This is a genomic window from Nocardia paucivorans NBRC 100373 (assembly GCF_000308675.1).
In the GTDB taxonomy this organism is placed as follows: domain Bacteria; phylum Actinomycetota; class Actinomycetes; order Mycobacteriales; family Mycobacteriaceae; genus Nocardia; species Nocardia paucivorans.
In genome coordinates this window covers 1-26,817 of sequence record NZ_BAGE01000018.1, presented here as the reverse complement: position 1 = coordinate 26,817, position 26,817 = coordinate 1, and the positions used below count along the sequence as shown (strand labels likewise).

23 protein-coding genes are annotated in these 26,817 nt (G+C 66.4%); 12 read left to right on the top strand and 11 right to left on the bottom strand.

Translation table 11 applies throughout. From position 1 onward, the window contains the following. The first annotated feature begins 194 nt into the window (after nucleotides 1–194). The 4 genes from ON32_RS02725 (at nucleotide 195) to phoU (ending at nucleotide 6,298) form a co-directional block, all read left to right on the top strand. Entirely contained in the window at nucleotides 195–1,163 is a 969-nt protein-coding gene (locus ON32_RS02725) for an acyl-ACP desaturase (protein ID WP_040788487.1), read from the top strand. A gap of 295 nt (nucleotides 1,164–1,458) precedes the next feature. Further along, nucleotides 1,459–2,601 carry a tRNA dihydrouridine synthase DusB gene (gene dusB, locus ON32_RS02720; protein ID WP_040788796.1) on the top strand — a complete coding sequence of 381 codons (1,143 nt, stop codon included), beginning with the start codon at nucleotides 1,459–1,461 and terminating at the stop codon, nucleotides 2,599–2,601. A gap of 1,236 nt (nucleotides 2,602–3,837) precedes the next feature. Next, on the top strand, nucleotides 3,838–5,550 hold the full coding sequence (locus tag ON32_RS26805; RefSeq protein WP_245550771.1) for an LCP family protein: 1,713 nt from the start codon (nucleotides 3,838–3,840) through the stop codon (nucleotides 5,548–5,550). Nucleotides 5,551–5,635: 85 nt separating this feature from the next. Beyond that, nucleotides 5,636–6,298 carry a phosphate signaling complex protein PhoU gene (gene phoU, locus ON32_RS02710; protein ID WP_040788486.1) on the top strand — a complete coding sequence of 221 codons (663 nt, stop codon included), beginning with the start codon at nucleotides 5,636–5,638 and terminating at the stop codon, nucleotides 6,296–6,298. A 66-nt stretch (nucleotides 6,299–6,364) separates the two neighbouring features. On the opposite strand, the gene pstB is transcribed toward phoU, so the two are convergent. The 6 genes from pstB to ON32_RS02680 all read right to left on the bottom strand — a co-directional run bounded on the left by pstB (nucleotide 6,365) and on the right by ON32_RS02680 (nucleotide 12,279). After that, nucleotides 6,365–7,141, bottom strand: coding sequence for a phosphate ABC transporter ATP-binding protein PstB (gene pstB / locus ON32_RS02705; RefSeq protein ID WP_040788484.1), 777 nt, complete (start codon nucleotides 7,139–7,141; stop codon nucleotides 6,365–6,367). A 19-nt stretch (nucleotides 7,142–7,160) separates the two neighbouring features. Continuing rightward, nucleotides 7,161–8,081: a phosphate ABC transporter permease PstA gene (gene pstA / locus ON32_RS02700; RefSeq protein WP_040788482.1), complete on the bottom strand. Its 921-nt coding sequence runs from the start codon at nucleotides 8,079–8,081 to the stop codon at nucleotides 7,161–7,163. Further along, complete coding sequence (gene pstC, locus ON32_RS02695) at nucleotides 8,078–9,067, bottom strand: phosphate ABC transporter permease subunit PstC (RefSeq protein ID WP_040788794.1); 990 nt, start codon at nucleotides 9,065–9,067, stop codon at nucleotides 8,078–8,080. The genes pstA and pstC overlap by 4 nt, the downstream gene beginning before the upstream one ends. Nucleotides 9,068–9,155: 88 nt before the next feature. Then, nucleotides 9,156–10,274: a phosphate ABC transporter substrate-binding protein PstS gene (pstS, locus tag ON32_RS02690; protein WP_040788479.1), complete on the bottom strand. Its 1,119-nt coding sequence runs from the start codon at nucleotides 10,272–10,274 to the stop codon at nucleotides 9,156–9,158. 330 nt (nucleotides 10,275–10,604) lie between these two features. Further along, nucleotides 10,605–11,507, bottom strand: coding sequence for a mycothiol synthase (gene mshD / locus ON32_RS02685; RefSeq protein ID WP_051132792.1), 903 nt, complete (start codon nucleotides 11,505–11,507; stop codon nucleotides 10,605–10,607). Between the two features lie 4 nt (nucleotides 11,508–11,511). Next, on the bottom strand, nucleotides 11,512–12,279 hold the full coding sequence (locus ON32_RS02680) for a winged helix-turn-helix transcriptional regulator (RefSeq protein WP_040788477.1): 768 nt from the start codon (nucleotides 12,277–12,279) through the stop codon (nucleotides 11,512–11,514). 182 nt (nucleotides 12,280–12,461) lie between these two features. Here ON32_RS02680 and ON32_RS02675 point away from each other — a divergent pair, with 182 nt between their 5' ends. From ON32_RS02675 to ON32_RS02645, 6 genes are all read left to right on the top strand, one after another. Beyond that, on the top strand, nucleotides 12,462–13,295 hold the full coding sequence (locus ON32_RS02675) for an LmeA family phospholipid-binding protein (RefSeq protein ID WP_040788475.1): 834 nt from the start codon (nucleotides 12,462–12,464) through the stop codon (nucleotides 13,293–13,295). Then, nucleotides 13,292–13,741 (top strand): thioredoxin family protein, encoded by a 450-nt coding sequence (locus tag ON32_RS02670; RefSeq protein WP_040788474.1) that lies wholly within the window; start codon nucleotides 13,292–13,294, stop codon nucleotides 13,739–13,741. The genes ON32_RS02675 and ON32_RS02670 overlap by 4 nt, the downstream gene beginning before the upstream one ends. A 317-nt stretch (nucleotides 13,742–14,058) precedes the next feature. After that, the gene (locus ON32_RS02665; RefSeq protein ID WP_040788472.1) at nucleotides 14,059–14,562 is read left to right on the top strand and encodes a DUF4395 domain-containing protein; all 504 of its coding nucleotides are present in this window, start codon (nucleotides 14,059–14,061) and stop codon (nucleotides 14,560–14,562) included. Nucleotides 14,563–14,589: 27 nt separating this feature from the next. Further along, entirely contained in the window at nucleotides 14,590–15,423 is an 834-nt protein-coding gene (locus ON32_RS02660) for a sulfurtransferase (protein ID WP_040788470.1), read from the top strand. 6 nt (nucleotides 15,424–15,429) lie between these two features. Continuing rightward, entirely contained in the window at nucleotides 15,430–15,735 is a 306-nt protein-coding gene (locus ON32_RS02655; RefSeq protein WP_040788469.1) for a DUF1416 domain-containing protein, read from the top strand. A 199-nt stretch (nucleotides 15,736–15,934) separates the two neighbouring features. Further along, complete coding sequence (locus tag ON32_RS02645) at nucleotides 15,935–16,642, top strand: heme-binding beta-barrel domain-containing protein (RefSeq protein WP_040788466.1); 708 nt, start codon at nucleotides 15,935–15,937, stop codon at nucleotides 16,640–16,642. A 328-nt stretch (nucleotides 16,643–16,970) separates the two neighbouring features. Here ON32_RS02645 and cydC read toward each other — a convergent pair whose 3' ends face one another. The 5 genes from cydC to ON32_RS02620 form a co-directional block, all read right to left on the bottom strand. After that, nucleotides 16,971–18,716 carry a thiol reductant ABC exporter subunit CydC gene (gene cydC / locus ON32_RS02640; protein WP_051132835.1) on the bottom strand — a complete coding sequence of 582 codons (1,746 nt, stop codon included), beginning with the start codon at nucleotides 18,714–18,716 and terminating at the stop codon, nucleotides 16,971–16,973. Between the two features lie 116 nt (nucleotides 18,717–18,832). Next, nucleotides 18,833–20,659 (bottom strand): thiol reductant ABC exporter subunit CydD, encoded by a 1,827-nt coding sequence (cydD, locus tag ON32_RS02635; RefSeq protein WP_040788464.1) that lies wholly within the window; start codon nucleotides 20,657–20,659, stop codon nucleotides 18,833–18,835. Between the two features lie 57 nt (nucleotides 20,660–20,716). Next, a complete protein-coding gene (cydB, locus tag ON32_RS02630; RefSeq protein ID WP_051132791.1) occupies nucleotides 20,717–21,784 on the bottom strand; it encodes a cytochrome d ubiquinol oxidase subunit II in 1,068 nt (355 codons plus the stop codon). 9 nt (nucleotides 21,785–21,793) lie between these two features. Further along, nucleotides 21,794–23,281: a cytochrome ubiquinol oxidase subunit I gene (locus ON32_RS02625; protein WP_040788463.1), complete on the bottom strand. Its 1,488-nt coding sequence runs from the start codon at nucleotides 23,279–23,281 to the stop codon at nucleotides 21,794–21,796. 158 nt (nucleotides 23,282–23,439) lie between these two features. Further along, nucleotides 23,440–24,360 carry an aminodeoxychorismate lyase gene (locus tag ON32_RS02620; protein ID WP_040788462.1) on the bottom strand — a complete coding sequence of 307 codons (921 nt, stop codon included), beginning with the start codon at nucleotides 24,358–24,360 and terminating at the stop codon, nucleotides 23,440–23,442. A gap of 306 nt (nucleotides 24,361–24,666) precedes the next feature. Between ON32_RS02620 and ON32_RS02610 the strand changes: the two genes are divergently transcribed. Together ON32_RS02610 and purF are read left to right on the top strand one after the other, a co-directional pair. Beyond that, complete coding sequence (locus ON32_RS02610) at nucleotides 24,667–25,071, top strand: sterol carrier family protein (RefSeq protein WP_040788459.1); 405 nt, start codon at nucleotides 24,667–24,669, stop codon at nucleotides 25,069–25,071. A 171-nt stretch (nucleotides 25,072–25,242) separates the two neighbouring features. Next, nucleotides 25,243–26,817 (top strand): amidophosphoribosyltransferase (gene purF / locus ON32_RS02605; RefSeq protein ID WP_040788790.1); only part of this gene is annotated, 1,575 nt, incomplete at its 3' end.

The following is a 26,817-nucleotide window of genomic DNA, read 5'->3' as shown; positions in this document are numbered from 1 at the left end:
ACGGGTCCGAGGCCATACACTCGCATGTAGGCACCGGATATCGACGACAGTTATGTGATGTGCACCAAACCGCTTCCGTATCGGCGGGATGCGTTTCGCATCACACCTACGGTGCCGTAAGGTATGGCCGCATCGCAACGGTCTACCCGAGGGGGACGACCCGCAGGACCGCAACAGATGAAGGGCTTGATTACATGGCAAGGGATCTGACTCAACTCGAACTGCTTACGGAGTTGGAGCCGGTTGCCGAAGAAAACGTCAACCGACACCTGTCCCTGGCAAAGGAATGGCATCCGCACGATTACGTCCCCTGGGACGAAGGTCGCAACTTCGCGGCACTCGGTGGCATCGATTGGGACCCCGAGCAGTCGAAGCTGAGCGATGTCGCCAAGGCGGCGATGGTCACCAACCTCCTCACCGAGGACAATCTGCCCTCCTACCACCGCGAGATCGCCGAGAACTTCTCTCAGGACGGCGCCTGGGGCACCTGGGTCGGTCGTTGGACCGCCGAGGAGAACCGGCACGGCATCGTTATCCGTGACTATCTCGTGGTGACCCGTGGTGTCGACCCTGTAGCGCTGGAACAGGCCCGCATGGTCCACATGACCAACGGCTTCGCCTCACCCGCCGATGCCGATGCCGGGTTCCTCCACTCGGTCGCCTACGTGACCTTCCAGGAACTGGCCACACGGGTCTCGCACCGCAACACCGGCAAGGCCTGCAACGATCCCATCGCCGACCGGATGCTGCAGCGCATCGCGGCCGACGAGAACCTGCACATGATCTTCTACCGCAATATGTGCGGTGCTGCCCTGGACCTGTGCCCCGACCAGGCCCTGGAGGCCATCACCCTGATTCTGGAGAACTTCCAGATGCCCGGCGCCGGGATGCCCAACTTCCGCCGCAACGGTGTGCTGATGGCCAAGCACGGTATCTACGACCTGCGTCAGCATCTGGAGGAAGTCGTACAGCCGGTGCTGAAGAAGTGGAACGTCTTCGGTCGTACCGACTTCACCGCCCGCGGTGAGCAGACTCGCGAACGGCTCGGCAACTTCCTGGAGAAACTGTCCAAGGATGTCGTCAAGTTCGAAGAGCAGCGCGACCGCATGCTCGCCCGCGAGGCCGCCAAGCGCGAGCGCGAGCTGGCCTCGGCCGCAAGCTGATCATCGACCGGGCATATCGTTCGGCCCGGCCACCACAATCCGAACCGCTGATATCCCGGGTTACCGACACACCCGGGGTATGGGCGTTGTTTTTCACGGCGACACCACGGTGCTCCCTTGTCACGCCGGCCCCGGCCTGTTCGTCCCCTACGTGTGGGTAGCGCATCGCGTGGCACCGCGGTGTTGCGTGGAAACCGGACCCACCGGCACCGAATGTGCGGCTCATCCATGCCCGAGCGGCGACCCGTCGGCCGAGGGCACCCGGCCGACGGATGAGACACTGGTGGGCGTGACGATGACTAGTGAGGTGGGGGCAGCCCTGCGGATCGGACCGTATCCGGTCGACCCGCCGGTGGTGCTTGCCCCGATGGCCGGCATCACGAATCTGGCATTCCGCAAGCTGTGCCGCGAGTTCGGTAGTTCCACCTCCATCTATGTCTGCGAGATGATCACCGCCCGGGCGGTGGTGGAACGCAATGAGAAAACGCTGCACATGATGTCGTTCGACGCCGACGAACATCCGCGCTCCATGCAGCTGTACGGGGTCGATCCGGCCACCCTGGGCGAGGCGGTGCGCATAATCGTCGGCGAAGGCCGGGCCGATCACATCGATCTCAACCTCGGCTGCCCGGTGCCCAAGGTCACCCGCCTCGGTGGCGGAGCGGCGCTGCCCTACAAACGGGCGCTGTTCGCCCGAATAGTCCGGGCGATGGTGGCCGCCGCGGAGCCCGCCGGTGTTCCGGTGACCGTCAAATTCCGTATCGGCATCGACGACGACCACCTCACCTACCTCGACGCCGGCCGAATAGCCGAATCCGAAGGCGCGGCGGCCGTGGCTCTGCACGCCCGCACCGCCGCCCAGCGTTACTCGGGCAAGGCCGACTGGAGCGCCATCGCCCGACTCAAGGAAGCGGTCACCACCATTCCGGTGCTCGGCAACGGCGATATCTTCTCCGCGGACGATGCGGTGCGAATGATGGACCGCACCGGCTGCGATGGCGTGGTGGTCGGTCGTGGCTGCCTCGGCCGGCCCTGGCTGTTCGCCGAACTCGAGGCCGCGTTACGCGGCCGCCCCCTGCCGGCACCCCCGAACCTGGGGCGGGTGGGGGAGATCCTGCTCCGCCACGGCGCGCTGCTGACCGACCACTACGGTGAGGACAAGGCCATGCGCGATCTGCGTAAACACATGGCCTGGTATCTGATGGGGTTCCCGGTCGGGGCCGAGTTGCGCCGTGCCTTCGCCACCGTTTCTCGACTGAACGAGCTCGCGGATCTGGTCGGTCGACTCGATCCCACCGCACCGTTCCCTCGGGATGCACAGGGCCCGCGTGGGCGTCAGGGGTCCCCTGGAAAAGTCTCGCTGCCCCACGGATGGTTGGACGATCCGGAGGATCCCGCCGTTCCGACGGCGGCCGATGTCATGCACAGCGGGGGCTGAGCCGGATTTCGTAATACCTCGGCCGGATGGGCCGCAGCATTTACCCCATTTCGAGACCGGCCCCGCGCGGCGAATCCGCCCCGGGTGGGGCCGGCAGTATGGTCTGCTTCGAATGGCAGATGAGCAGTTTCTCCCGAGCCCGGCAATTTTTCAGCATCTGCGCGTGCGGACTACCCGAGTGGCCAATAGTGGCGTAATCGTTATCATTGCGGAATCCGTCCAGCCGATATAACCCGATAGACCCCCGGCTGAGATGGCAGCGAGGAATGGAAACGAGGTTCGTTGGTGGGTGACGATCGGCACGGGCGTGCGCCACGGCCCGGAGGTCGAGCCTCGTGGGAGCGGCATCCCACGACGGAATCCCCCGAACGAGACGGCGCCCGTACCTCCCGGCGGCCACGGCGGAACAACTCTTCTTCCGCCGATCGACCCACCCGCCAGGTCCGGGTCCAGGATCTGGTCGACCGGGTGGACAGTGAACGCATCTCCCGCCGGCGCGACGAACCCGGCGCAGCCCGGCGCGGCGCGGCCGAGAACGGAGCCGATCCGGCACCCCGGCGCGGCGCCTCGGCATCCCGGCACTCCGCCCCCGAAGACCGCCCATCCGGCTCCGGGGAACGGCAATCGCGTTCCACCGACCGGCAATCCGCCGCCACCGGCAGGCCCGCCACCGGTCCGGTAGCGCGGCCGGACGGACGGGAACGGCGACGCCCCGACTCCGCCGCACGCCCCGCGGAAGGCCGACCCTCGCGGCAGCCCGGCCCGAACGGCGAACCCCAGGGGCCGGCCCGGCGAGCGGATACCACCGCGACACCGACCGTCGGTATGCCCACCCGCCGCGGACGTGGTTCCGGCGGCCCTTCGCCCGAACGGGGTGAGCGTTCCAAGACCGCGCGTCGATCCGAGCCGGTCCGACGGGACGCCGGAGCCGACGATCGACCGGTCGGCATGGGTGCCGCCCCGACCCCGCCCGATCGGCCGCCACTGTCCACGGAGCGACCCGAGCCCCCCGACAGCCCTCCGACGACCGCGGTTCGCCGCCCCGCACCGGGGGCAGCCGGCTCCGGTCCGGCAACGCGGCGGCCCGCCCCGGAGCCCCCTCGAACCGAGGCGCCACCCCATCCCGATACCGAATCGCAATCGTCCCCCCAGCCCGTCCGGCAACCGAACAGCACACCTCGCGGTGGCCCGGCCGGGCGTAAACCCGCCGCCACCGCGGCAACGGAGATCGCACCGATGGTCGACAACAGCGTCGCCCCACCCCCGGCGGGTGCCGCCGCGGCGGCGCAACCGGAAGAGGTCACCGACGTCCTCCCGCCCATCGATGATGACGCCACCCGCGATGACGCCACCCGCGTGGTCGGCCGAACCAATACCAGCGGATGGCCGACCGTCGAACACTTCGCCGCCCCCGAGCCCGTCGGTAGGAGACGGCAATCCCACTCCGGGGACGAGCCGGTCCGATACCGCCGTCTGCGGATGGTCGGGCGCGGGGTGGTGGCGTTCCTGGCAACCGTGACACTTCTGGTCACCGGCGGTGCCTGGAGTTATCTACAGGCCACCAACAACAGCTTCACTCAGGTCTCGGCACTGGACGAGAACACCGAGAACGTAATCGACGCGGCGGCCCAGCTCGGCGACGAGAACTACCTCATCGTGGGAACCGACACCCGTGCCGGCGCCAATGGCGAACTCGGCGCGGGCACCGTCGAGGACGCGGAAGGCTCCCGTGCCGACACCACCATGCTGGTGCACATTCCCGCCAACCGGCAGCGCGTGGTCGTGGTGTCGTTTCCCCGCGACCTGGATGTCAGCCGGCCGGAGTGCCAGGCCTGGGACAACGAGAGCTCCGACTATCTCGACGAGACCTATCCCGCGGCCGTGGGCGACAAGCTCAATGCCGTGTACGCCGTGGGCGGACCGAAATGCCTGGTCACCACCATCCAGAAAATGACCGGCAGCACGATCAACCACTTCATCGGTATCGACTTCGCCGGTTTCGAATCCATGGTGGACAAGATCGGCGGCGTCGAGGTGTGTGTTTCGCGGCCGCTCATCGACGGAGTCCTGGGGTCCATCCTGGAGGAACCGGGACGGCACCGGATCACCGGTCCGACCGCGCTGAACTATGTGCGGGCCCGGCATGTCTATGGTGAGGAACGCAGCGACTACGATCGGATCGCCCGACAGCAACGTTTCCTGGCCTCTCTGCTGCGCGGCGCGCTGTCCAGCAGAGTGATGTTCGACCCGGTCAAACTGAACGGCTTCGTCTCGGCCTTCCGCGACGCGACCTTCGTCGACAAGGTCACCACCGACGATCTGCTCACCCTGGGCCGCTCGCTGAAGGGGCTGGACGCCGGCGCCGTGACCTTCCTCACCATCCCCACGGCGGGCACCAACTCGTACGGCAACGAGATCCCGCGCGAATCCGATATCAAGGCGATCTTCCGCGCGATCCGCGACGACCAACCGCTGCCCGGTGAAAAACCACCCGCGGCGGCAGCCAATACCGCCCCTGCCACGCCGACACCGGCGCCGCAATACACCGCCGTCGATCCCAGCACCGTCTCCCTGCTGGTCTCCAATGGATCCGGGGTCACCGGTGCGGCGCGGACCGCCGCCGCCGAACTCAGCAATGTCGGCTTCTCGATCTACAACACCGACAACTACTCCGAAGGCAACTCGACCGAAACCAAGATCCGGTATTCGAGCGGTCACGAGGCGGAGGCGGCGACCGTGGCCAGCGCCATTCCCGGTGTGACGGTGGAGGTCGACGACACGCTCGGCGGTATCGTCGAGGTGGTTCTCGGGGAGAACTATCAGGGCATCGTGAACGAACCGACCCCCGTCGGCGATACGATCACCGAGATGCCGCCGACCAGCAGCGCGCTGGTGGAACTGCCCGAGGACTTGGAGCACGTCAACGCCGCCGACGACCCCTGTGCCTGACCTCGACCGACCGGCCGTGTTCACCAAGGGGTTGTTCACTCGTTGTTGGTGACTTGGTCAGCGGAGCGAACTAGGGTTCTGGTTCATGCGTGTCATCTACAACGAGCAAATGGCCGAACTCGCCCACCTGCTGGGTGAGATGGCCGGTCTCGCGGGCTCGGCCATGGAACGGGCGACCCAATCCCTGCTCCAGGCCGACCTGGCCCTGGCCGAGCAGGTCATCAGCGAGTACGACCGGATTGCCGAGATGATCGCCGATGCCGAGGAGAAGGCCTTCGCCCTGCTGGCGTTGCAGGCGCCGGTGGCGGGTGATCTCCGGCAGGTGGTGAGCGCGATCCAGATCGTCAATGACGTGAACCGAATGGGCGCGCTCGCCCTGCATGTCGCCAAAGTGGCCCGCAGGCGGCATCCCAACCCGGCGCTGCCGGAGGCCGTGAACGGCTATTTCGCGGAGATGGGCCGAATCGCGGTAGGTATGGGCTCCGCCGCCCAGGAAGTGCTGGAAACCCGGGATCCGGAACGCGCGGCGCAGCTGAACCAGGACGACGAGGCGATGGACGATCTGCACCGGCACCTGTTCACCCTGCTGATGGACCGCGAGTGGCAGTACGGTGTGGCCGCGGCCGTCGATATCACCTTGCTCGGCCGCTACTACGAACGGTTCGCCGACCACGCCGTCTCCATCGGCCGGCGTGTGATCTTCCTCGTCACCGGAGTACTGCCGCCGGAAAAGGACAGCGACGAATAATCGTCGGGCCGCACGGCCCGGAAACGAGAAAAGCCCGCGGATCGCGCGGGCCCTTCTCTTCCGGCGTCAGCCGAAGCGACCAGAGATGTAGTCCTCGGTCGCCTTCTGTGACGGATTGGAGAAAACCTTCTCGGTATCGTCGATCTCGACCAACCTGCCGGGCTTGCCCTGGGCTTCCAGATTGAAGAATCCGGTCTGATCGCTCACCCGGGCGGCCTGCTGCATATTGTGGGTGACGATGACGATGGTGTATTCCTGCTTCAGCTCGGTGATCAGATCCTCGATCGCCAGGGTGGAGATCGGGTCCAGCGCCGAACAGGGCTCGTCCATCAACAACACATCGGGTGATACCGCGATGGCGCGGGCGATACACAGTCGCTGCTGCTGACCGCCGGACAGCCCACCTCCCGGTTTGTCGAGCCGGTCCTTGACCTCGTTCCACAGATTGGCGCCGCGCAACGAGCGCTCGGCAACCTCGTCGAGTTCGGCCCGGTTGCGCACGCCCTGCAATTTCAGCCCGGCCACCACATTGTCTCGAATGGACATGGTCGGGAACGGATTCGGCCGCTGGAACACCATGCCGATGGTGCGCCGCACACCGACGGGGTCGACCCGGTCGCCGTAGATGTCCTCACCGTCGAGCAGAACCGAACCCTCCACGCGGGCTCCGGGGGTCACCTCGTGCATCCGGTTCAGCGACCGCAGCACGGTGGACTTACCGCAACCGGACGGACCGATGAACGCGGTCACGCTACGCGGAAGAACCGTCAACGATACATCCGAGATCGCCTGGAACTTGCCGTAGTAGATATTGAGATCTTTGACGTCGATCCGCTTGGCCATGTGTCAGTTTCCGTTCGGTTTATCGGTTCCGCATGAGCACCCGGTTGACCACCGCGGCGGCCGCGTACAGCAGGGCGATGATGAGAATCAGCGTCAGGGCCGCACCCCACACCCGCATTTCACCGGCGGCTTCGGGGTTGCTCAGCTCCTGATAGATCAGCAAGGGGAGCGAGGCCATATTGCCGTCGAACACATCGAAGTTGATCGAACGGCTGTAGCCGACCAGTACCAGTACGGGTGCCGTCTCACCCATCACTCGGGCGACCGCGAGCAGAATTCCGCTGATCATGCCCGGCAGTGCCGTCGGCACCACGATCCGAAGGATGGTTTTCCACTTGGGGATACCCAGCGCGTACGACGCCTCGCGCAGTTCGTCCGGCACCAGTTTGAGCATCTCCTCACTGCTGCGCACCACCACCGGCAACATCAGCAGGACCAAAGCGAACGAGACCGCGATACCGCTCTGTGGCATGCCCAATGTGGCGATCCACAGCGCGAAGACGAACAGGGCGGCCACGATCGAGGGCACACCGGCCAGGATGTCCACCATGAATGTGGTGAGACGGGCCAACCGGTTGCCGGCCCCGTATTCCACGAGGAAGACGGCTGCCATCACCCCGAGCGGCACCGCGATCAACGCCGCGATACCGGCCTGGATCAGTGTGCCGTAGATCGCGTGGTAGACACCGCCGACGAACTGTTCGGGCAATACACCGTTGAGCGATTTGTACCACCAGTCGGTGGAGGTGATCGCCTTGAATCCGCGGCCGACCACCACCCACAGCACCCAGATCAGCGGTACCAGGGCGACCGCGAAACTGGCCCAGATGATGCCCGTAGCCAGGTAGTTCTTCACCTTCCGGGCGGTGCTCACCTCGCGGAAGGTCGGCGCCTTGATGGGGCGATCGAATTTCGATGTCGCGGTTGTCGTAGTGGTCATCCTGCGCTGACCTTTCCTCCGGATGCGGCGCGCGCCAGTGCATTGACCACGAAGGTCAGGATGAAAAGCACGAAGCCGGCGGCGATATATGCGCCGGTCGGCAGCGGCTGGTTGAATTCCGCCGCGGCCGAGGCGATTTTGGAGGCGAAGGTGTATCCGCCGTCGAACAGTGACCAGTTACCCGCCTTGGCCGCGGTACGCAGCACGATGAGCACCGCGATGGTCTCGCCGAGCGCCCGACCGAGACCGAGCATGGAGCCGGCGATCATACCGCTGCGGCCGTAGGGCAACACCGTCATACGAATGACTTCCCATTTGGTGGCGCCGAGGGCCTGGGCGGCCTCGATATGCATCCGCGGGGTCAGGGCGAACACCTCGCGGGTAACCGAGGTGATGATCGGCAGAATCATCACCGCCAGCACAATGCCCGCGGTGAAAATGGTGCCGCCGCCGGACATCGAGACATTGCCATCGGCGAACAGGAAGAACCAGCCGAGATTCTCGTTGAGAAACCGAGCGACCGGTTCCAGCTTCGGCGCCAGGACGAAGATGCCCCAGAGACCGAAGACGATCGACGGAACCGCCGCCAACAGGTCGACGACCGCGGCGAACGGGCGCGCCAGCGCCTTCGGCGCGTAATGCGTGAGGAACAGCGCAATTCCGATACCGATGGGGACGGCGAGCAGCAATGCCAGCAGTGAGCTGAGCACCGTCACCGTGAACAGGTCCCGGATACCGAACCGCAGATGGTCGGCGTCGGTGGTCGAGAACTCGGTGGTGGTGAGGAAGTTGGCTTCGTTCGCCGCCAGCGAGGGCACCGCCCGAATCAGGAGAAAGAGCGCGATCAGGCCGATCGCGGCGACAATAATTCCGCCGGAGGCGACGGCCAGTGAACGAAAGATCGTCTCGGCCCGATTGTGGTGTGCGCCATATCTGTCCGAACCGGCTTTCCGAACACCGGCTTCGGCCTTGACCGTGCTGGGCATGCGCGCAGTATCTCCGGCCACCTGCCGGGTAGTCGAATCCGACTGCCCATAGGTGGTCACATCGTCGTGCAGAGTCATGGGACCGCTTCTAGGAGATGGCATCGATCGCGGCGCTCAGCTTGGCCTTGAATTTCTCGGGGATCGGGATGTACCCGGCCACCTCGAGACCTTCCTGACCGTTGCTGATGGCCGAGTGCAGGAACGCCTTGACCGCGGTGGCGGTCGCGCCGTCCCCATACTTGGAGCACACGATCTCGTATGTGGGCAGGATGATCGGGTAGGCACCCGCGGCGGTGGGGTTGTAGAACGAGGTGGTGTCGAGAACCATGTCGTGACCCTTGCCCTTGATCTTCGCCCCGTCGATCGCCTTACCGGCGGTTTCGACCGATAGTTCGACCGGCTCCGGGCCCGCGGAGGTGATGATGCGGGCGACGGAGAGGCCGTTCTTCTTCGCGTACGACCACTCGTTGTAGGTGATCGAGTTCTCGGTGTTCTTCACGGCGGCCGAGGTGCCCTCGTTGCCTTTGGCGCCTTCGCCGACCCCGCCCTTGAACGTCTTACCGACGCCGCGATCTCCCCAGGCGCCCTCGGACGCGGTGTTCAGGTACAGCTGGAAATTGTCGGTGGTACCGGATTCGTCGCTGCGGAAGATCACATTGATCTGCTCGGCCGGCAGCTGTGCGGTGGGGTTGAGCGCCTTGATCTCCGGTGCGTCCCAGGTCTTGACGGCGCCGCTGAAGATCTTGGCCACGGTGGGGCCGTCCAGCGCGAGGTCGGTGACGCCGTCGATGTTGTAGGTGATCGCGATCGGACCGAATACGGTCGGAAGGTTCCAGGCAGGCGCGCCGGCACAGCGATCGGCGGCCTGGGCGACCTCGGCGGGCTTCAGCGGAGAGTCGGAGCCGCCGAAATCGGTCTGGCCACCGATGAATTCCTTCACACCGGCACCGGAGCCGCTGGAAGTGTAGTCGAGCTTGAATTCATCGCAGTTGACCTGGTAGGCGAGGATGAACCGGGTCATCGCATTGGCCTGCGCCGACGAACCACTGGCCTTCAACGCCTCTTTCCCACCGCACTGGATCTCGGGGTTGACGGCGATGCCGGCCGCGGCTGTGTTGTCATCGCTACCGCATGCGGCCAATGTCATGGCGGTCATGGCGCCGGCGGCCAGCGCACCGACGAGTGCGCTGCTGCGCTTGAACTTCACTGAGTCCTCCGGGTACGTCCTCCCCGTCCGGTCCCTCACCGGCCCGAACGAGCTCTGCGGTGGCCGTGTTCGTAGAACCCGCACACCGGGCGGTTCGGAACCGCCCGGAACCAACCTAGGTTCCCTCGGTAGCCGGCTGGACCAGGGAAAGTGAACGTGAGGTGAACAGGATCGCGCTATTGCGTCCGATATGTGTGATATTTGCCGCCCTGTTAATCTGCGGCCGCCCATCGGGCACCGAGTTCCATTCCGACGACCCGTCCCTCGCCCGGTCGCGCTCTCCCGAAACCGTAAGCGCCGATCTCCTCCACGCGCGGTCGACCCCGCAGGTCACCGGCGCGCGGCGTACGCCGTATCGATATGCGCCGGAGCGAATCCCAATCCCTGATAGGTGCGTACCGCGGCGGTGTTGTCGGCCTCGGTGTACAACAACACCTCGGTGAGGCCGCGAGCGTGCAGGTACCGCAGACCGATCAGGGTGAGCAATTTGCCCAACCCCCGCCCTTGGGCGCCGGGGTCGACCCCGACCACGTAAACCTCACCCACCGGCGGGTTTTCCGTCTCGTGCACCTTCGTCCAGTGAAAACCGAGCAACCGCTCCGGGTTCGCGCTGTCGAAGGCCAAGAACAGCCCGTCGGGATCGAACCACGGTTCGGCGCGACGCAGCTCGAGATCGTGTTCGGTCCACCCCCCCTGCTCGGGATGCCAGTCGAAAGCGGCGTTGTTGACCCGCAGCAGCTCCGCGTCGTCGGCCGGCCCACGGTAGGTGCGCACCACGATATCCGCCGGCGCCTGCACCGACGGTAGCTCGGTATTCGCTATATCGCGTCGCATCTGCCAGAGCTCACGTACCGCGCTCAACCCGAGCCTGGCGGCCACCGCCTCGGCCGCCGGCAATCTACCGTGTGCCCAGATCCGCGCCTCGGCCCCGCCGGCGGTGAGCACCGCACCCACCAGTTCGGTGCCGATACCCCGTCCGCGCGCGTCCGGGTCCACCGCCGCCTCGGCCATCGCCGGGTGCCCATCGCGCGCCGCCATGAGATTGGCATAGCCCACGACCTCCTCACCGCGCACGGCCACCACGTGACGGGCCGCACCGGGATGACGCAACGACAGCATGGTCTGTTCCGAGACCGCCGCCACCCCGTCCGCGTCGGCAGCTCGCGCGAGGAGGGTCCGCACCCGCGCGGCGGTATCGGGGTCGAGAGCATCCGACCAGAGCAGTTGAGTCATCGGTCTACTGCGCCGTGCCGTTGACGGGGGCCAGTGACTCGCCGGTGCCGTCACCCGCACCGTCCGACGACTCGGAAGCCGGTTGCTCCCCCTTGTTCGGTGGCCGAGCCGGACGGACGGCCTTGTAACCGACATTGCGCACGGTGCCGATCAGCGATTCGTATTCGCTGCCCAACTTGGCGCGCAACCGCCGCACGTGGACGTCGACCGTCCGGGTACCGCCGAAGAAGTCGTAGCCCCAGACCTCCTGCAACAACTGAGCCCGGGTGAAGACCCGCCCCGCATGCTGGGCGAGATACTTCAGGAGTTCGAATTCCTTGTAGGTGAGGTCGAGCGGACGGCCGCGCAGCCGGGCGGTATAGGTTCCCTCGTCGATCACCAATTCCCCCAGGGTGATCTTGCCGGTGTTCTCGGGACCGGTCGCCCCGCCGCTGCGACCCACCAACAGGCGTAACCGCGCATCCAATTCGGCCGGGCCGGTGCTGGGCAGCAGGATATCGTCCAGACCCCAGTCCGCGTTCACGGCCACCAGACCACCCTCGGTGAGTACCGCCACCACCGGCACCGACGATCCGGTACTGCCGAGCAGCCGGCACAGCCCCCGGGCAGCGGCCAGATCGGTACGTGCGTCGACCAGCGCTATATCGGCGGTCCCCGCTTCCAGCAGCGAGGACACCTCTGTAGGGGCGGGCCGCACGGTGTGCGCGAGTAGCGCCAACGAGGGCAGAACCGACTCCGGGTCGGGGTCGGAGGTCAGCAGGAGTAGCTCCACAAGCACTCCTCCCATCTCGTAGCTACGCGAAACCCCAGCATCATCGCCGTGAGCCACGTCGCCGATCACATGTAATCCGGTTGTCAGATTAGCGCGTGAAGGAGGATGACCTCGCATTCCGGCCCGGTATACCGCGGCCGCGAAGGAATGGCCGCCCTGGCGTGTCGATTAGGGTGCAGACCATGCGCAAGCTGATCGTCGGGCTCCTGTGCCTCGCCGGACTCGCCGTGGTCATCGATTTCGGGGCCGCCGCGTATTCGGAGTATCGGGTGTCCCGGACGCTTCGCGTCGGCGCGGAGCTCAGCGCCGATCCGGAGGTCACCTTCCACGGTTTCCCGTTCCTTCGACAGGCGATGAACGGTCGCTACAACCGGATCGAGATCACCGCGCGCGGTATGCGGCCCGATATCCCCGGTGAGATCGCGCTGGAGGCCACATTGGCCGGGATGCGACTGCCGGTGGGCAGGCTGTGGGACGGCAGTGTGCGGGGAGTGGAGGTGGAACAGGTCGATGTGCGGATGCGGGTGGAGCCGACCGAACTCGGCCGTCTGTTCGATATTCCGGACCTGCAGGTCCATTCGGCGCCGGCCGACAAATCCGACGGCACCGGCGGCTCGGGCGGCTCGGGGATGACCACGGGGGGCGCGCTCATCCTGACCGGTACGCTGCCCGCGGCGCCCCGCGGACAACTGGGTACGAGCGGATTCGCCGGGGAACGGGTGAGCGTGGAGGCCGACCTGCTGCTCGTCGGGGATCAGGTGCAGATCGTGGCGACCGATATCTACCACGGTCCCGACTCCACCGGCGCTCCCGTTCCGGCCATGGAGGACCCGAGCCCGGCGATCTCGGACGAGGAACGGCCGGCGGTGCTGGCCCGGTTCACCCGTACCATCGATACCAAGGAGCTCCCGTTCGGCATCCTGCCCACCGAGGTCTCCGCCCTGGGCGGACAGATCGTGGTCGAGGGACGAGGCGAGCACGTGACGATCGATTTGGACAGATTGCGGCGGCAATGACCGAAATCATAATTTTGCTGGTGGTGCTGGTGGCCGGCCTCGCCGTGGGACTGTATCTGCGGCGGCGGGAGGGTGCGGTGCGCCCCGGGCCCGCCACGCTGGACCACGATGCCCGTCAGGCCGCCGAACGCGCCGACCTGCTCGCCGCCGCCGGGGTGACCGGCGCGGGTCCGGCAGTCCTGCACTTCTCCGCGAACTGGTGCGGCCCTTGTGACGCGGTCCGCCGCGTGGTGGCCGATGTCACCCGAGATCTGGCGGATACCCCGCGACCCCCGGCCGATATCGAGGTCGATATCGACGCCGACCCCGCACTGGCAAGAGCCCTTAACGTGATGTCGCTGCCCACCACCTTCGTCTTCGACGCCGACGGGCGGGAACGGTTTCGCATCTCGGGGGTCCCCAAGGCCGGTGACCTGCGCAGTGCGCTCGCCACCCTCGACGCCTGAGCGATTCCGCGCACCACCGACGGACACCGCCCGAAATCGGTGCCCCGAAGTGCTTCCGACCTCGATCCCCCCACCCCCGGTCCATAACGCGACCGGATTGGGTAAACTGCCCGATGTGCAATCCCACCGCGAGCTGATGCTCACCCGACGCCGCACAGTCGATCTGTGTCGTCTCGGTGGTTGTTGCTGCCTGTGCCTCTGACGGTCGGCCTCTTTCTCGACGCCGACCCCCGGTTCGTCCACGAGTGATTTCTCGTGTTCTCGACGAGCCGGCCGAGATTCCGCCCCACAGCACCTCGAGCACAGGAGTTTCGTCCATGTCCATCGACACCACGCCCACCGACACCACGCCCACCGGCACCACGCAGACCACCTCCGGCGTCGACGTCCGTGGCCCGCGCTTCGTCGCCTGGGTCACCACCGGGGTCCTGATCCTGGTCTTGCTCACTGCCGCCGCATCCGTCGGCGCCGCCGCCGTGATACTCGCCATCCAGGCGTTGGTCTTCGCGCTCGGCGCGATACTCGGCCCCCGGCGACACCCGTACGGTCGGATCTACGCCGCTCTGGTCGCGCCCCGACTCGGCCCGGTCACCGAGACCGAACCCGAGGCTCCGTTGCGATTCGCCCAACTGGTGGGTGCGATCTTCGCGGTCGCGGGTCTGGCGGGATTCGTCCTCGGTGCGCCCACGGTGGGCGCCGTGTTCACCGGTTTCGCACTGTTCGCGGCGTTGCTCAATGCCGCGTTCGGCATCTGCCTGGGATGCAGGATGTATCCGCTGGTCGCCCGTTTCCGCCGGAATCCCGCTTCGGCAACGAACTGAATCGCAAGTCACACCGAAAGGAACACTATGGCCCGCTCCGATGTCCTGGTCTCCGTTGACTGGGCCGAAGAAAACCTCCACACTCCCGGTGTGGTCTTCGTCGAGGTCGATGAGGACACCACCGCCTACGACAACGGACACATCGAGGGCGCCGTCCGGCTCGACTGGAAGAACGATCTGCAGGATCCGGTGCGTCGCGATTTCGTGAACCAGGAGCAGTTCTCCAACCTGCTCTCGGCGCGCGGTATCTCCAACGACGACGAGGTCATCCTCTACGGCGGCAACAACAACTGGTTCGCCGCCTACGCGTACTGGTACTTCAAGCTGTACGGCCACAACAACGTCAAGCTGCTCGACGGCGGACGCAAGAAGTGGGAGCTGGACGGACGCCCGCTGTCCACCGAGACGGTCGAGCGGCCGGCCACCCAGTACAAGGCCTCGGCTCCGGATGTGTCCATCCGCGCCTTCCGCGACGAGGTCATCGCGGCCATCGGCAACAAGAACCTGGTCGACGTTCGCTCGCCCGACGAGTTCTCGGGTAAGATCCTGGCGCCGGCGCATCTGCCGCAGGAGCAGAGCCAGCGGCCCGGCCATATCCCCGGCGCGATCAACGTACCGTGGAGCAAGGCCGCCAATGAGGATGGCACTTTCAAGTCCGACGAGGAGTTGGCCAAGCTGTACGCCGAGGCGGGCCTGGACACCTCCAAGGAGACCATCGCCTACTGCCGGATCGGTGAGCGTTCGTCGCACACCTGGTTCGTGCTGAAGGAACTGCTCGGACACCAGAACGTGAAGAACTACGACGGCAGCTGGACCGAATACGGTTCGCTGGTCGGCGCACCGATCGAGTTGGGAGCGTAATTACTCATGTGCTCAGCACCTACCCAGGGTCAGGCCATCCCCGCCGGAGTGGACGTGGAGAAGGAGACGGTCATCACGGGCCGTGTCCTGGGCGCGGACGGGCAGCCCGTGGGCGGCGCGTTCGTTCGTCTGCTCGACGGCAACGGTGACTTCACCGCCGAGGTTGTTTCCTCGGGGACCGGGGATTTCCGGTTCTTCGCGGCACCGGGCACGTGGACGCTGCGGGCGCTGTCCACGGCGGGTAACGGCACTGCCGAGATCCGTCCGGAGGGCACCGGCATCCACAACGTGGACGTCGCCGTCGCCAAGTAGGCGATAGGTAGCCACAGTCACAGAGATACCACCGGGCCCCGGCCACCCACCGAAGGTGGCCGGGGCCCGGTGCATTCCGGCCCGACCACCTGACTACACTCGGACAGGTGGTCCTCTTCTACGAGATTCTGCTGGTAGCCGTGTCCATCCTGATCGGCTGGTTCGGCCTGTACGTCCTCTACCGGTTGTTCACCGAGTCATGAGCGGACTCGCGAGCGAAGGACCCGATCCGGCCGAGCGAGCGAGTAACAACACGAACGGTCACACGCCGGTCGACAGACCCGCCCATCGCAGTGGCAACGAGGCAGTGGCCGAGGCGGCCGAACGCGCCAAATCGACCGGTGTGCGCAATATCCCGACGCTACCGGATCTCCCCTTGCCCGACGATACGGCGAATCTGCGGCTCGGCCCCGATCTCAGCGCCGCCATGTTGGCGCTGCTGCCGATGGTCGGGGTGTGGCGTGGCGAAGGGGAGGGCAACGATCCCGATCGCGGCGACTACCACTTCGGGCAGCAGATCGTGGTATCGCACGACGGGGGGGACTATCTGTCCTGGGAGTCCCGATCCTGGGTTATCGAGGCCGATGGCAGTTACGGCGGCCCGGATCTACGGGAAACCGGTTTCTGGCGGGTCGCCACCGACGGCGACGAGGAAGTCCTCGAACTGCTGCTGACCCACAGCTCCGGCATTGTCGAACTCTTCTACGGGCAGGCACTCACCCAATCGTCCTGGGAACTGGCCACCGATGTGGTGATCCGCAGCCAGTCCGGCGCGGTGGTGGGTGGCGCCAAACGGCTCTACGGGATCGTCGAGGGTGGCGATCTGGCGTATGTGGAGGAGCGAGTGGTCGCCGATGGGGCGCTACAACCGCGCCTGTCCGCTCGGCTTCAGCGATACATCGGCTGATACCGACCACCTCACCGACCTGTTTCACAGCATCCGTCCCGGGATATGTACGTCCGGGGATATGGGCCCGGAATATGGAACAGCCCCCGAGCCATATCGGTGCCGGCTACTGCCTGCACCGATCCCGGTCGGACAAGACCGGTGACTCGGGGGCCGGGTGACTGCCTGGGATTCGCTCAGCGCTCTGCGAACGGATCTCCCCGCAGCCGGCGGTCGACTCGCCTCGGTGTGGTGACACAGAACCACGCGGAGACGGCGAGGCCGCCGATTCGACACAGCGCTTAGCGGACAGCCACCTCACGCGTCCTATGAATTTCCATTCTTCGGATCACCTCCTTCCCTGTGTACCGGCGAACTTACCGTCGGCGCACCGGGCCGGCAACGGAATTTCCGCAGCGCGCGACAACTCCCCCGCCGCTCGCGGAGAACACATCTTGACCTGCCCGGACATCTCGACGGTGACCACCACATCGGCCCGGTGATCGGCCGGCAACTGATGCGTGACAACCACTACATCGCGATCGGCGGCCACCAGTCCGCTCTCGATATCCAGCAGGTCGCGCAGCAGCGCCGCGCCTGCCTCCGCCTCCAGATGTTCGGTGGGTTCGTCCAGTAGCAGCACCCGGGCAGGTGACACCAAAGCCCGGGCGAGCAGTATGCGCCGTCGCTGACCGCCGGAGACCGCCGCCGCCCCACCGACCAATGGGGTGTGCACCCCTTGCGGGAGAGCGTCCAGCCAGGCACCCAGCCCAACAGTGCGCAGCACCCGTTCGGCCTCGGCCGGGCCCAGATCACCGCGGGCGACCCGTAGATTCTCCAGCACACTGGTACCGAACAGGTGCGCGTCCTCGGCGAAGAACATCACCTCCCGGTTCGGGGCCTCCGGAAGCCCGGCCCAAGCCATCAACAGGGTGGTCTTACCCGCACCGCTGGGACCGACCACTGCCACGCGCTTCGCATCCGGCCGCGGTATCCACCCGGGCCCGCCCCGGGCGATCATCGGGCCGCCGCGAGGCACGACCGCGCCGCACTGATCGGACGAGCCCGACTCCCGCACCGGCTCATCGGTCGATACGGCGCGCAAGCGGTGCAGGGCGGCGCGGGCGGTGGTGAGCGTCTGCGCGGCCGCGGGCAACGGTCCGACGGCCTCGAAAGCCGACAACGGAAGCAGCACCAGCACCGCCAAGGCCATCGGGGTCATCCCCGTGGGAGTGCCCCCGGTGGGCCCGTACAGGGTTATGCCGACCAGCAGGGCGCCGAACACGCTGACACCCATGGCGAGCGGACCGGCGGCGGCCGATCGGGCACTGCGGGCCGCGGCGGTGTCCTCGGCGGCGACCGATCGCCGGTTGGCCGCGGATGCCGCGGCCAACGCTGCATCCAGTTTCCCGGCAACCCGCAGTTCGGCGGCATGGTCGAGCACGGTCACCGCCCGCGCGGTGAACTCCGCCCGGTCGGCGCGAGCCGCTCGTTCGGCCTCGGCCGCCGAACGGGCCGACAACCACGGCGCGACCAGACCCGATACCAGCAGCGCCACCGCCAGGATCGCGGCGGCGACGAGCGAGATACCCGCCAGCAGCCCCACCGCGGCCACCGACAGCACCAGCGCCACCGCCACGGGAACGAAGGTGCGCACCACGACGGCCCCGAGGTCATCGATATCGGTGCCGATTCGCACCAGGACATCGCCGCGGCGCAGCGGCGCGCCCGTCGCGTTCGCCGCCCACCCCCGGTCCGTCTCGGGCCGGACGGACGGATCACCGTATCGGCCGAACAAACCCAACGGAGCACGAACCAACGCCCCATAGGTGGCCGTACGGGCCTCGGTCATCGACCGCAGCGCCACATCGTGGGTGGCCAACCGTTCCAGATACCGGCACAGGCCGCGAGAGATTCCCAGCGCCCGCACCGCGACCACCGCGACGGTGAGATCCAGCACCGGCGGCATCTGCCAGGCGCGGGCGATGAGCCACGCCGCCAGTGCCGCCAACCCGAGCCCGCTCCCCAGGGAGAGAACTCCCCAGCCCACCGCCACGGCCAGCCGCCATCCCGGTATGCGCAGCATGCGCCACATCTGTCGGATATCACCGACCAGGGCGCGCGCCTCTCGCGATGGTCCCTCGTTCGACGCCGGATCATGGTGCTCGACCAGGCCGTATTCCGCGTTTGGACAGGCGGGAGGATTCGGGGTCATCGGTGCACCCGGTTCCGGCCGGAGGGGACGGGCACGACGAGGTCGGCCGTGGTCAGCAGAGACGGGCGATGCGCGACGACGACCACGATGGCCCCCGCGCGGGCGAGGTCCCGCAACGCGGCGGCGACGGTGATCTCGCTGTCGGAGTCCAGGTGCGCGGTCGGTTCGTCCAACAGCAGCACCGGACGCTCCGCCGCCAGCACTCGAGTCAGCGCCAGTCGCTGCCGCTGCCCCAGGGACAACCCGGCACCACCCATACCGACCACGGTGTCCCACCCATCCGACAGCTCCGCCAATACGGTATCGAAACCGGTTGCTACGCAGGCACGTTCGAGACTTTTCGCCGAACTCCACGAGGCCTGATCGGGCGCGGCGGTGCCGAGCAGTTCCAGATTCTCCCGCAGGGTGCCCGGCACCAGGACCGGGCGCTGCGGTAGCCAGGCGACCTGCGACCACCACCGCTCGGCGGGAAGGTCGCGAATATTGATGCCGTCCACGTGAACCGAGCCCCGGTCGGGTTGGATCAAACCCAGAATCGCCTGCAATACGGTGGATTTCCCACTGCCATTGGGACCGGTCAACATGGTGACCGCACCCGGGCGCAGAATCGCGGTGAGACCGTCCGGCGCGGCCCCGTCCCGACCCGACACGGTCAGATCCCGCAGTTCGATCTCCCCGACGAAACCCGTTGCCGACCCGAGGACAGCGCGAGCGCATTCCCGGCTCGGCACGACCTCGGACGCCGACTCCGCTCCGGTATCCACACCGCCCCCCGACGGGACGACCACCGGCGCGCTCTTTTCCGACTCCCCGGCACCGGATTCCCCAGAAGCAGGTTCGAGCACCGCGAATGCCCTCTCCGCCGCGGCCATTCCGTCCTGCGCGGCGTGAAACCGTTCGCCCACGGTACGCAGCGGCAGATACACCTCGGGCGCCAATACCAGTGCGACGAGCCCGGCATACAGATCCATCTCCCCGGACACCAGTCGCAACCCGATCGAAACGGCCACCAGCGCCACCGACAGGGTCGCCAACAGTTCCAACACCATCGAGGACAGGAACGCCGTCCGCAGGGCGCTCATGGTGCGTCGGTGCAGCTCCTCCCCCAGTCGGCGCACCCGCGGGCGCATGGTCGCCAACGGTGATTCCGAGTTCTCCACCGGCGTTTCCCGCCCCAGCGCCCGCAGGGTGGGCATACCGGCGAACAGGTCGAGCAGCTGGTCCGAGAGCCGAGTGGTGGCGTCCAGGGTGGCACGGGCCCGACCCTCGGTGAGCAGACCGATCAGAATCATGAAGATCGGGATCAACGGCACCGTGATCACCACGATGATCGCGGCCGTCGGGTCGTGTGCCGCAATAACGACCCACACCACCGGCGGCACCAGAATCGCCAACAACAGCGCCGGCAGATATCCGGTGAGATACCCGCGCAACCCGCGCAACCCACTGCTCACCACCACGGAAAGTTCGGTGCGCCGACTTTCCGATTCGCGCGGCGGCAACCCGGCACCGGCGGTGAGCACCGACTGTTCCAGTTCGGCGACCACGGCCGCACCGGCCCGATGCGCGATCCGGGCCTGTAACCAGGCGGCCGACGCGCGACCGCCGACCGCGAGCGCGAGCACCACCAACTCCACCGCCCACGAACCGATATCGCGCCGCGCGGGATCGGTGATCACACCCGCGAGCACACGCCCCAGGGTCACCGCCGCGACAACGATCGCCCCGGTGGTGACCAGGGACAACCCGACACTGAGCAGCAAATACCGACGCGCCGAACGCGCGTACCGCCACAACCGGGGGTCCACAGGCGGTCGGGCCATGGGATCACTCCTCGTTCGACAAGCGGTTCGATGAACAGCCGGACTACGCCTACCGGATCACACTCCGCTACCCCCTCCGGCGCCGACGTTCGGACGCGGTGCCGTCGTGCGAGGGGAGAGTCCGATACCGGGCGGAATATGTTCGACGGTAATGCGTTTGCGGAACACCCAGTACGTCCAGCCCTGGTAGGCGAGGACCACGGGGGTGATCAACGCCGCCGCCCAACTCATCACCTTCAGGGTGTAGGGCGTGGACGAGGCATTGTCCACGGTGAGACCGAATGCGGGATCGATCGTCGAGGGCAGCACGTGTGGGAACAGCGAACCGAACAACAGCACCGATACGGCGATCACGGCCAGCGCGGTTCCGGTGAATGCGAAACCGTCCCGGTCCATTCGCACCGCTACCGTCGTGCCGAGCAAACCGAACACGGCAACCCCCAGGGGAATCCATGTCCAGTCGGTTCCGTGGGCGAGCTGGGTCCACACACCGAAGCCACCCACCACCAGTGCGGTCGGCACCAGTAGCAGCGAAGCGGTTCGGACGGCGTCGGCGCGCACTTCCCCACCGGTCTTCAGGCCGAGGAAGACCGCGCCGTGCAGCGCGAACAGCAGACCGGTGGCGAGCGCGCCGAGCAACGCGTAGGGGGTGAACAGATCCCCGACCGAACCCGCGAACTGTTTGTCCGCATCCAACGGCACACCGCGCACGATATTGGCGAAGATCCACCCCCAGGCCAGTGCGGGCACCCAGGAGCCGATACCGATCCCCAGATCGCACCGGGCCCGCCAGACCGGATCGTCGATCTTGCCCCGGTACTCGATGGCGCATACGCGCAGGATCAGCGCCACCAGCAGGAGCAGCAGAACGAGGTAGAACCCGGAGAACATACTAGCGTACCACTCCGGAAAGGCGGCGAACAGCGCGCCGCCCGCGGTGATCAGCCAGACCTCGTTGCCGTCCCACACCGGCCCGATGGTGTTGAGCACCACCCGGCGGCGGGTGTCGGAGCCCTTGCCCAGGACGGGCATGAGCATGCCGACCCCGAAATCGAAACCCTCCAGGAGGAAGTAGCCGGTGAACAGTACGCCGATGACGACGAACCAGAATTCCTGCAAATCCATCGTCGACTCCTAGTAGGCGAACGAAAGCTGTTCGACGAGCGGTTTCTCCGCCGGTGGACCGCCGGGCCCGCCCGACTCCGATGTGGTCTCGGATGTGGCCGGCCGTTCCGGGCCCGCGATCACATACCGGCGCATCAGGTAGAACCACACCACCGCCAGCAGGCCGTACACCACGGTGAAGGTGAGCAGCGACACCCAGACGGTGGCCGTCGCGTGATCGGAGACACCCTGTTGCACGGTCAGCCGAAGATTCGGGTCACCGGTCGGGTTCGGCACCACCACCCACGGTTGCCGCCCCATCTCGGTGAAGACCCAGCCGGCGCTGTTGGCCAGGAACGGGGTCGGGATGGCAAGCAGGCTCAGCCGGGAGAACCAGCGTCGATCCGGTATTCGTCCGCCGCGGGTGAGCCACAGACCGACGAACACCAGGAGCGCCGAGCCGGCGGCCAGACCGATCATGGCCCGGAACGACCAGTAGGTGACGAACAGGTTGGGACGATAGTCGCCCGCCCCGAAGTGCTCGATATAGGCCCGTTGCAGGTCGACCACACCCTCGAGTTCCACTCCCGTGAACTTTCCCTCGGCGAGCCACGACAGCACCCAGGGCACCTCGATGACGTGGGTGACGCTGTCACAGTTGTTGTGGGTGCCCACGGTGAGCACCGAGAACTCGGGGTCGGTGCGGGTGTGACACAGCGATTCCGCCGAGGCCATCTTCATCGGCTGTTGTTCGAACATGAGCTTGCCCTGGACGTCGCCGGTGTAGACCAGGGCCAGTCCGGCGAGTATCACCACCAGTAGCGACACCCGGGCCGCCGGCCGCCACACGGTGCGTGCCTCGGTGAGTTCCGCCGGGTCCCCGCTGCGCGCCTGCCGTACCATCCACCAGCCGGAGATTCCGGCGACGAAGGTGCCCGCGGTGAGGAACGATCCGGCCACCACATGGGGAAAGGCCGCCAGGGCGGTGTTGTTGGTGAGCAGTTCGACAATGCTGGTGAGTTCGGCGCGGCCGGTTTCCGGGTTGTATCGGGCTCCCACCGGATGCTGCATGAACGAATTGGCCGCGATGATGAAGTAGGCGGAGGCGTTCACCCCGATGGCAACCATCCAGATGGTGGCCAGATGTATGAGCTTGGGTAGTCGTCCCCAGCCGAATATCCACAGGCCGATGAAGGTGGATTCCATGAAGAAGGCCACCAGGCCTTCCAGGGCCAGTGGGGCGCCGAAGACGTCGCCGACGAATCGGGAATATTCACTCCAGTTCATTCCGAACTGGAATTCCTGGACGATACCGGTGGCAACCCCGAGGGCGAAGTTGATCAGGAACAGTTTTCCGAAGAACTTGGTGAGCCGATACCAGTGCTCTTTGCCGGTGATGACCCATGCGGTCTGCATACCGGCGATGAACGGCGCCAGGCCGATGGTCAGCGGCACGAACAGGAAGTGATAGACGGTCGTGATGCCGAACTGCCATCGCGAGACATCCAGGGCGCTCACGCCGGGCTCCTTCTCTTACTACAGGCTGTCGTAGTTATGAGAGTACGCGGCCGCGCGCCCCGATCAATGTGTTACCCGACACCACAGGCGAACTCGCGTCCGCGGGAGCGAAAGCAGTGGGGGTCATCACCCTGCCGCCCCGAACGAAAAACGTTCGTTCACCAGTCCGCGATGGAGCCCGCCCGCTCGATCCCGCGATCGACCAGCTCGATGATCTCCTCGGCATTGTCCGGCGCCGACATCCGCAACCCGTCCAGCGAGTTGACCCGAGCGGCCAACGTGACACTGCTCAACAACCAGATGCTGTCGCAGTCGAACAGATCCGCCGTGAACAAGGATTCGTACCGGCAATCGTAGCCGGCCTTCTCCGCCTCGGCGAACAACGCCCGTTGGGTCACACCGGGCAGCACCCCGTTCTTGGCAGGCGGGGTGAGCAGCTGTTTGTCCCGGCAGATCACCACCGTGGAGCGCGGCCCCTCCAACACCCGATTCTCGGTGCTGGTGAAGATCACGTCCTGCGCACCCATTCGGGCGGCGAAACGCAGAGCCGCCATATTGGTCGCATACGACAGCGTTTTCGCCCCCAACAGCTGCCATGGCGCCTCCTGCGCGAGATCGATGGAGATCCCTCGCGCCAAGGTCACCACCGACACCCCCTCGGTCCGGGCCGCGAGCACCCGCTCCGGAACCGGCGACACCATGGCATAGGAGGTGGGAACCGGTACCGCGTCGGACAACTCTCCCGAGACGAATGCCGAGCGCGGTGTATCGACCTCGCTGTCGCGGCCCCTGGTCATCACCAACCGCATCATGCCCTCGCGGTCGGTGCCCCATTCCTCGACGGCCCGCTCGACCATCGCGCGCCAGCGGGCGATCTCGGGCTCGGGCAGATCGAGGGCTTGAGCCGAACGGCGTAAGCGGGCCAAATGGAATTCGAGCGCACACGCCGTGCCATCGCGCACCAACAGCGTCTCGAAAACTCCGTCCCCACGCAGCACGCCGATATCATCGGCAAACAACAACGGCCGGCCGGCATCCTGGACAGTGCCGTCGAGCGTTACAAGAACTCGATCCACCATGCGAACGAGCGTAGGCCAATATGTCCTGTGGTGAGCGGTTATGAATGGCGACGGCACTCCTGCGCCATCGGCGTTTCCAGCGGTCGCCGTCGGCATATCGCAAAATGCGAACCGCTCGACCGAATTCGCATTTCGGACTTCGCACCCGAATTCCGCTTCCGAACGCCCGCCCCGGTCCGAATCCAACGGATCACCGAGACGAAACCCGCCTCCCCTGACACCACCGCCCGAACTTCGGTCGAGTATGCGCACAACGATGCAACAGGACCACCGGGGAATGGAGTCGCAGCCGAATAGAGTCGAAGCGTGGCAAGACGGACGACCATCGACCCGGCTCGGGTACGCGACGAGGTGATCGGAATACGGGACTGGCTGCTCGACGACACCGCGCCGCCGCCCCCGCGAAACCAACTGGCGACGGCGGTTCGCATCACCGCTCGTGCCCTGGCCGCCGCGGCACCGGGGCATTCGGTGGAGGTTCGGATTCCGCCCTTCGTCGCGGTGCAGTGCGTCGAAGGCCCTCGGCATACCCGCGGCACACCCCCGAACGTGGTGGAAACCGATCCACGCACCTGGCTGCTGCTGGTCACCGGCCTCCAGGATTTCGCCGCAGCCCGCGAATCCGGCGTGCTGCACGCTTCGGGACAGCGCGCCTCGGATATCGCCCGTTGGCTACCACTGGTACGGGTGCGCCCCGAACGAAACACCTGATCGGCCCGATCCGCACCCCGATATTCGGGCCGAACCCAGGAATTCGAGGGGGTCGGATTCACCCGCACAGGCGTGTCGGGAGGTGAGCACGCACCTCCTGTGATATCGGCGGTCGACGGCGCCCCCGTAGAATATCGGTAGCCCCTAGCCCGCCCGATCAGGGAGCATACGGTGACCCGTGCCGACCAGCAGTTTGTCAGCAATTCCCCTGCTACCGATGCCGAGGAGAATCCGCCCCGCGAAGAATGCGGAGTCTTCGGAGTATGGGCCCCGGGGGAAGACGTGGCCAAACTCACGTATTACGGCCTGTATGCCCTCCAGCACCGAGGCCAGGAAGCCGCGGGAATAGCCGTGGCCGATGGCTCACAGGTACTGGTCTTCAAGGATCTTGGGCTGGTCAGCCAGGTGTTCGACGAGCAGACGCTGGGCGCCATGCCCGGCCATGTCGCCGTAGGCCACTGTCGCTACTCGACCACCGGCGCCACCACATGGGAGAACGCCCAACCCATCTTCCGCACCACGGCGGTAGGTTCCGGACTCGCCCTGGGACACAACGGCAATCTGGTCAACACCGCCGAATTGGCCGACCGGGCAAGGGAACTGGGGCTGACCCCCGGATTCGGGAAGACGGGTCGCCCGGGCGCCATCGCCGCGACCTCGGACTCGGATGTCATGACGGCCCTATTGGCGCACGCCGCCGCCGATTCGAGTATCGAGCAGGCGGCCATGGAGCTGCTGCCGACCCTGCGGGGCGCGTTCTGCCTCACCTTCATGGACGAGCACACCCTCTACGCGGCCCGCGATCCGCACGGTGTGCGTCCCCTGTGCCTGGGCCGTCTGGACCGCGGCTGGGTGGTCGCCAGCGAAACCGCCGCACTGGATATCGTCGGCGCCTCGTTCGTGCGGGAGATCGAGCCGGGTGAGCTGCTGGCCATCGATGCCGACGGCGTGCGCTCGATGCGCTTCGCCAACCCGGAACCGAAGGGCTGCGTTTTCGAATACGTCTATCTGGCCCGCCCGGACAGCACCATCGCCGGCCGATCGGTACACGCCACCAGGGTGGAGATCGGCCGCCGGCTGGCCCGGGAGCATCCGGTCGAGGCCGATCTGGTGATCCCGGTCCCCGAATCCGGCACTCCCGCCGCCGTCGGCTACGCCCAGGGTTCGGGCATACCGTACGGACAGGGGCTGATGAAAAACGCCTATGTGGGCCGCACCTTCATCCAACCCAGCCAGACCATCCGACAGCTCGGTATCCGCCTCAAACTCAATCCGCTGCGCGAAGTGATCCGAGGTAAACGCCTCATCGTGGTGGACGACTCCATCGTGCGTGGCAACACCCAGCGGGCGTTGATCCGGATGCTGCGCGAGGCCGGCGCGGTGGAGATCCACGTGCGGATCGCCTCGCCGCCGGTGAAGTGGCCGTGCTTCTACGGTATAGATTTCGCCACACCCGCCGAGCTGATCGCCAATGGATCGGGTATCGACTCCGCCGAGGAGTTCGCCGAACTCGCCCCCGACTCGGCCGCCATGCGCGAGATGGTGGAGGGGGTGCGCCGCTCCATCGGCGCCGACACCCTCGGCTACATCTCCATCGATGGGATGATCGCCGCCACCGAACAGCCACGGTCCCGCCTGTGCTGCGCCTGCTTCGACGGCAACTATCCGATTCCGCTGCCCACCGAGTCGGCGGTCGGTAAGAACGTATTGGAACCGATGCTGAGCGGGCGTTCGGAAACCGAGTTG

What these genes read in the sequence shown, in the direction of transcription:
- ON32_RS02725 (WP_040788487.1), top strand. Translation starts at nt 195, where the DNA reads ATGGCAAGGGATCTGACTCAACTCGAACTGCTTACGGAGTTGGAGCCG.
- dusB (WP_040788796.1), top strand. Translation starts at nt 1,459, where the DNA reads ATGACTAGTGAGGTGGGGGCAGCCCTGCGGATCGGACCGTATCCGGTC.
- ON32_RS26805 (WP_245550771.1), top strand. Translation starts at nt 3,838, where the DNA reads ATGGTCGACAACAGCGTCGCCCCACCCCCGGCGGGTGCCGCCGCGGCG.
- phoU (WP_040788486.1), top strand. Translation starts at nt 5,636, where the DNA reads ATGCGTGTCATCTACAACGAGCAAATGGCCGAACTCGCCCACCTGCTG.
- pstB (WP_040788484.1), bottom strand. Translation starts at nt 7,141, where the DNA reads ATGGCCAAGCGGATCGACGTCAAAGATCTCAATATCTACTACGGCAAG.
- pstA (WP_040788482.1), bottom strand. Translation starts at nt 8,081, where the DNA reads ATGACCACTACGACAACCGCGACATCGAAATTCGATCGCCCCATCAAG.
- pstC (WP_040788794.1), bottom strand. Translation starts at nt 9,067, where the DNA reads ATGCCCAGCACGGTCAAGGCCGAAGCCGGTGTTCGGAAAGCCGGTTCG.
- mshD (WP_051132792.1), bottom strand. Translation starts at nt 11,507, where the DNA reads ATGACTCAACTGCTCTGGTCGGATGCTCTCGACCCCGATACCGCCGCG.
- ON32_RS02675 (WP_040788475.1), top strand. Translation starts at nt 12,462, where the DNA reads ATGCGCAAGCTGATCGTCGGGCTCCTGTGCCTCGCCGGACTCGCCGTG.
- ON32_RS02670 (WP_040788474.1), top strand. Translation starts at nt 13,292, where the DNA reads ATGACCGAAATCATAATTTTGCTGGTGGTGCTGGTGGCCGGCCTCGCC.
- ON32_RS02665 (WP_040788472.1), top strand. Translation starts at nt 14,059, where the DNA reads ATGTCCATCGACACCACGCCCACCGACACCACGCCCACCGGCACCACG.
- ON32_RS02660 (WP_040788470.1), top strand. Translation starts at nt 14,590, where the DNA reads ATGGCCCGCTCCGATGTCCTGGTCTCCGTTGACTGGGCCGAAGAAAAC.
- ON32_RS02655 (WP_040788469.1), top strand. Translation starts at nt 15,430, where the DNA reads ATGTGCTCAGCACCTACCCAGGGTCAGGCCATCCCCGCCGGAGTGGAC.
- ON32_RS02645 (WP_040788466.1), top strand. Translation starts at nt 15,935, where the DNA reads ATGAGCGGACTCGCGAGCGAAGGACCCGATCCGGCCGAGCGAGCGAGT.
- cydC (WP_051132835.1), bottom strand. Translation starts at nt 18,716, where the DNA reads ATGTGGCGCATGCTGCGCATACCGGGATGGCGGCTGGCCGTGGCGGTG.
- cydD (WP_040788464.1), bottom strand. Translation starts at nt 20,659, where the DNA reads ATGGCCCGACCGCCTGTGGACCCCCGGTTGTGGCGGTACGCGCGTTCG.
- cydB (WP_051132791.1), bottom strand. Translation starts at nt 21,784, where the DNA reads ATGGATTTGCAGGAATTCTGGTTCGTCGTCATCGGCGTACTGTTCACC.
- ON32_RS02620 (WP_040788462.1), bottom strand. Translation starts at nt 24,360, where the DNA reads ATGGTGGATCGAGTTCTTGTAACGCTCGACGGCACTGTCCAGGATGCC.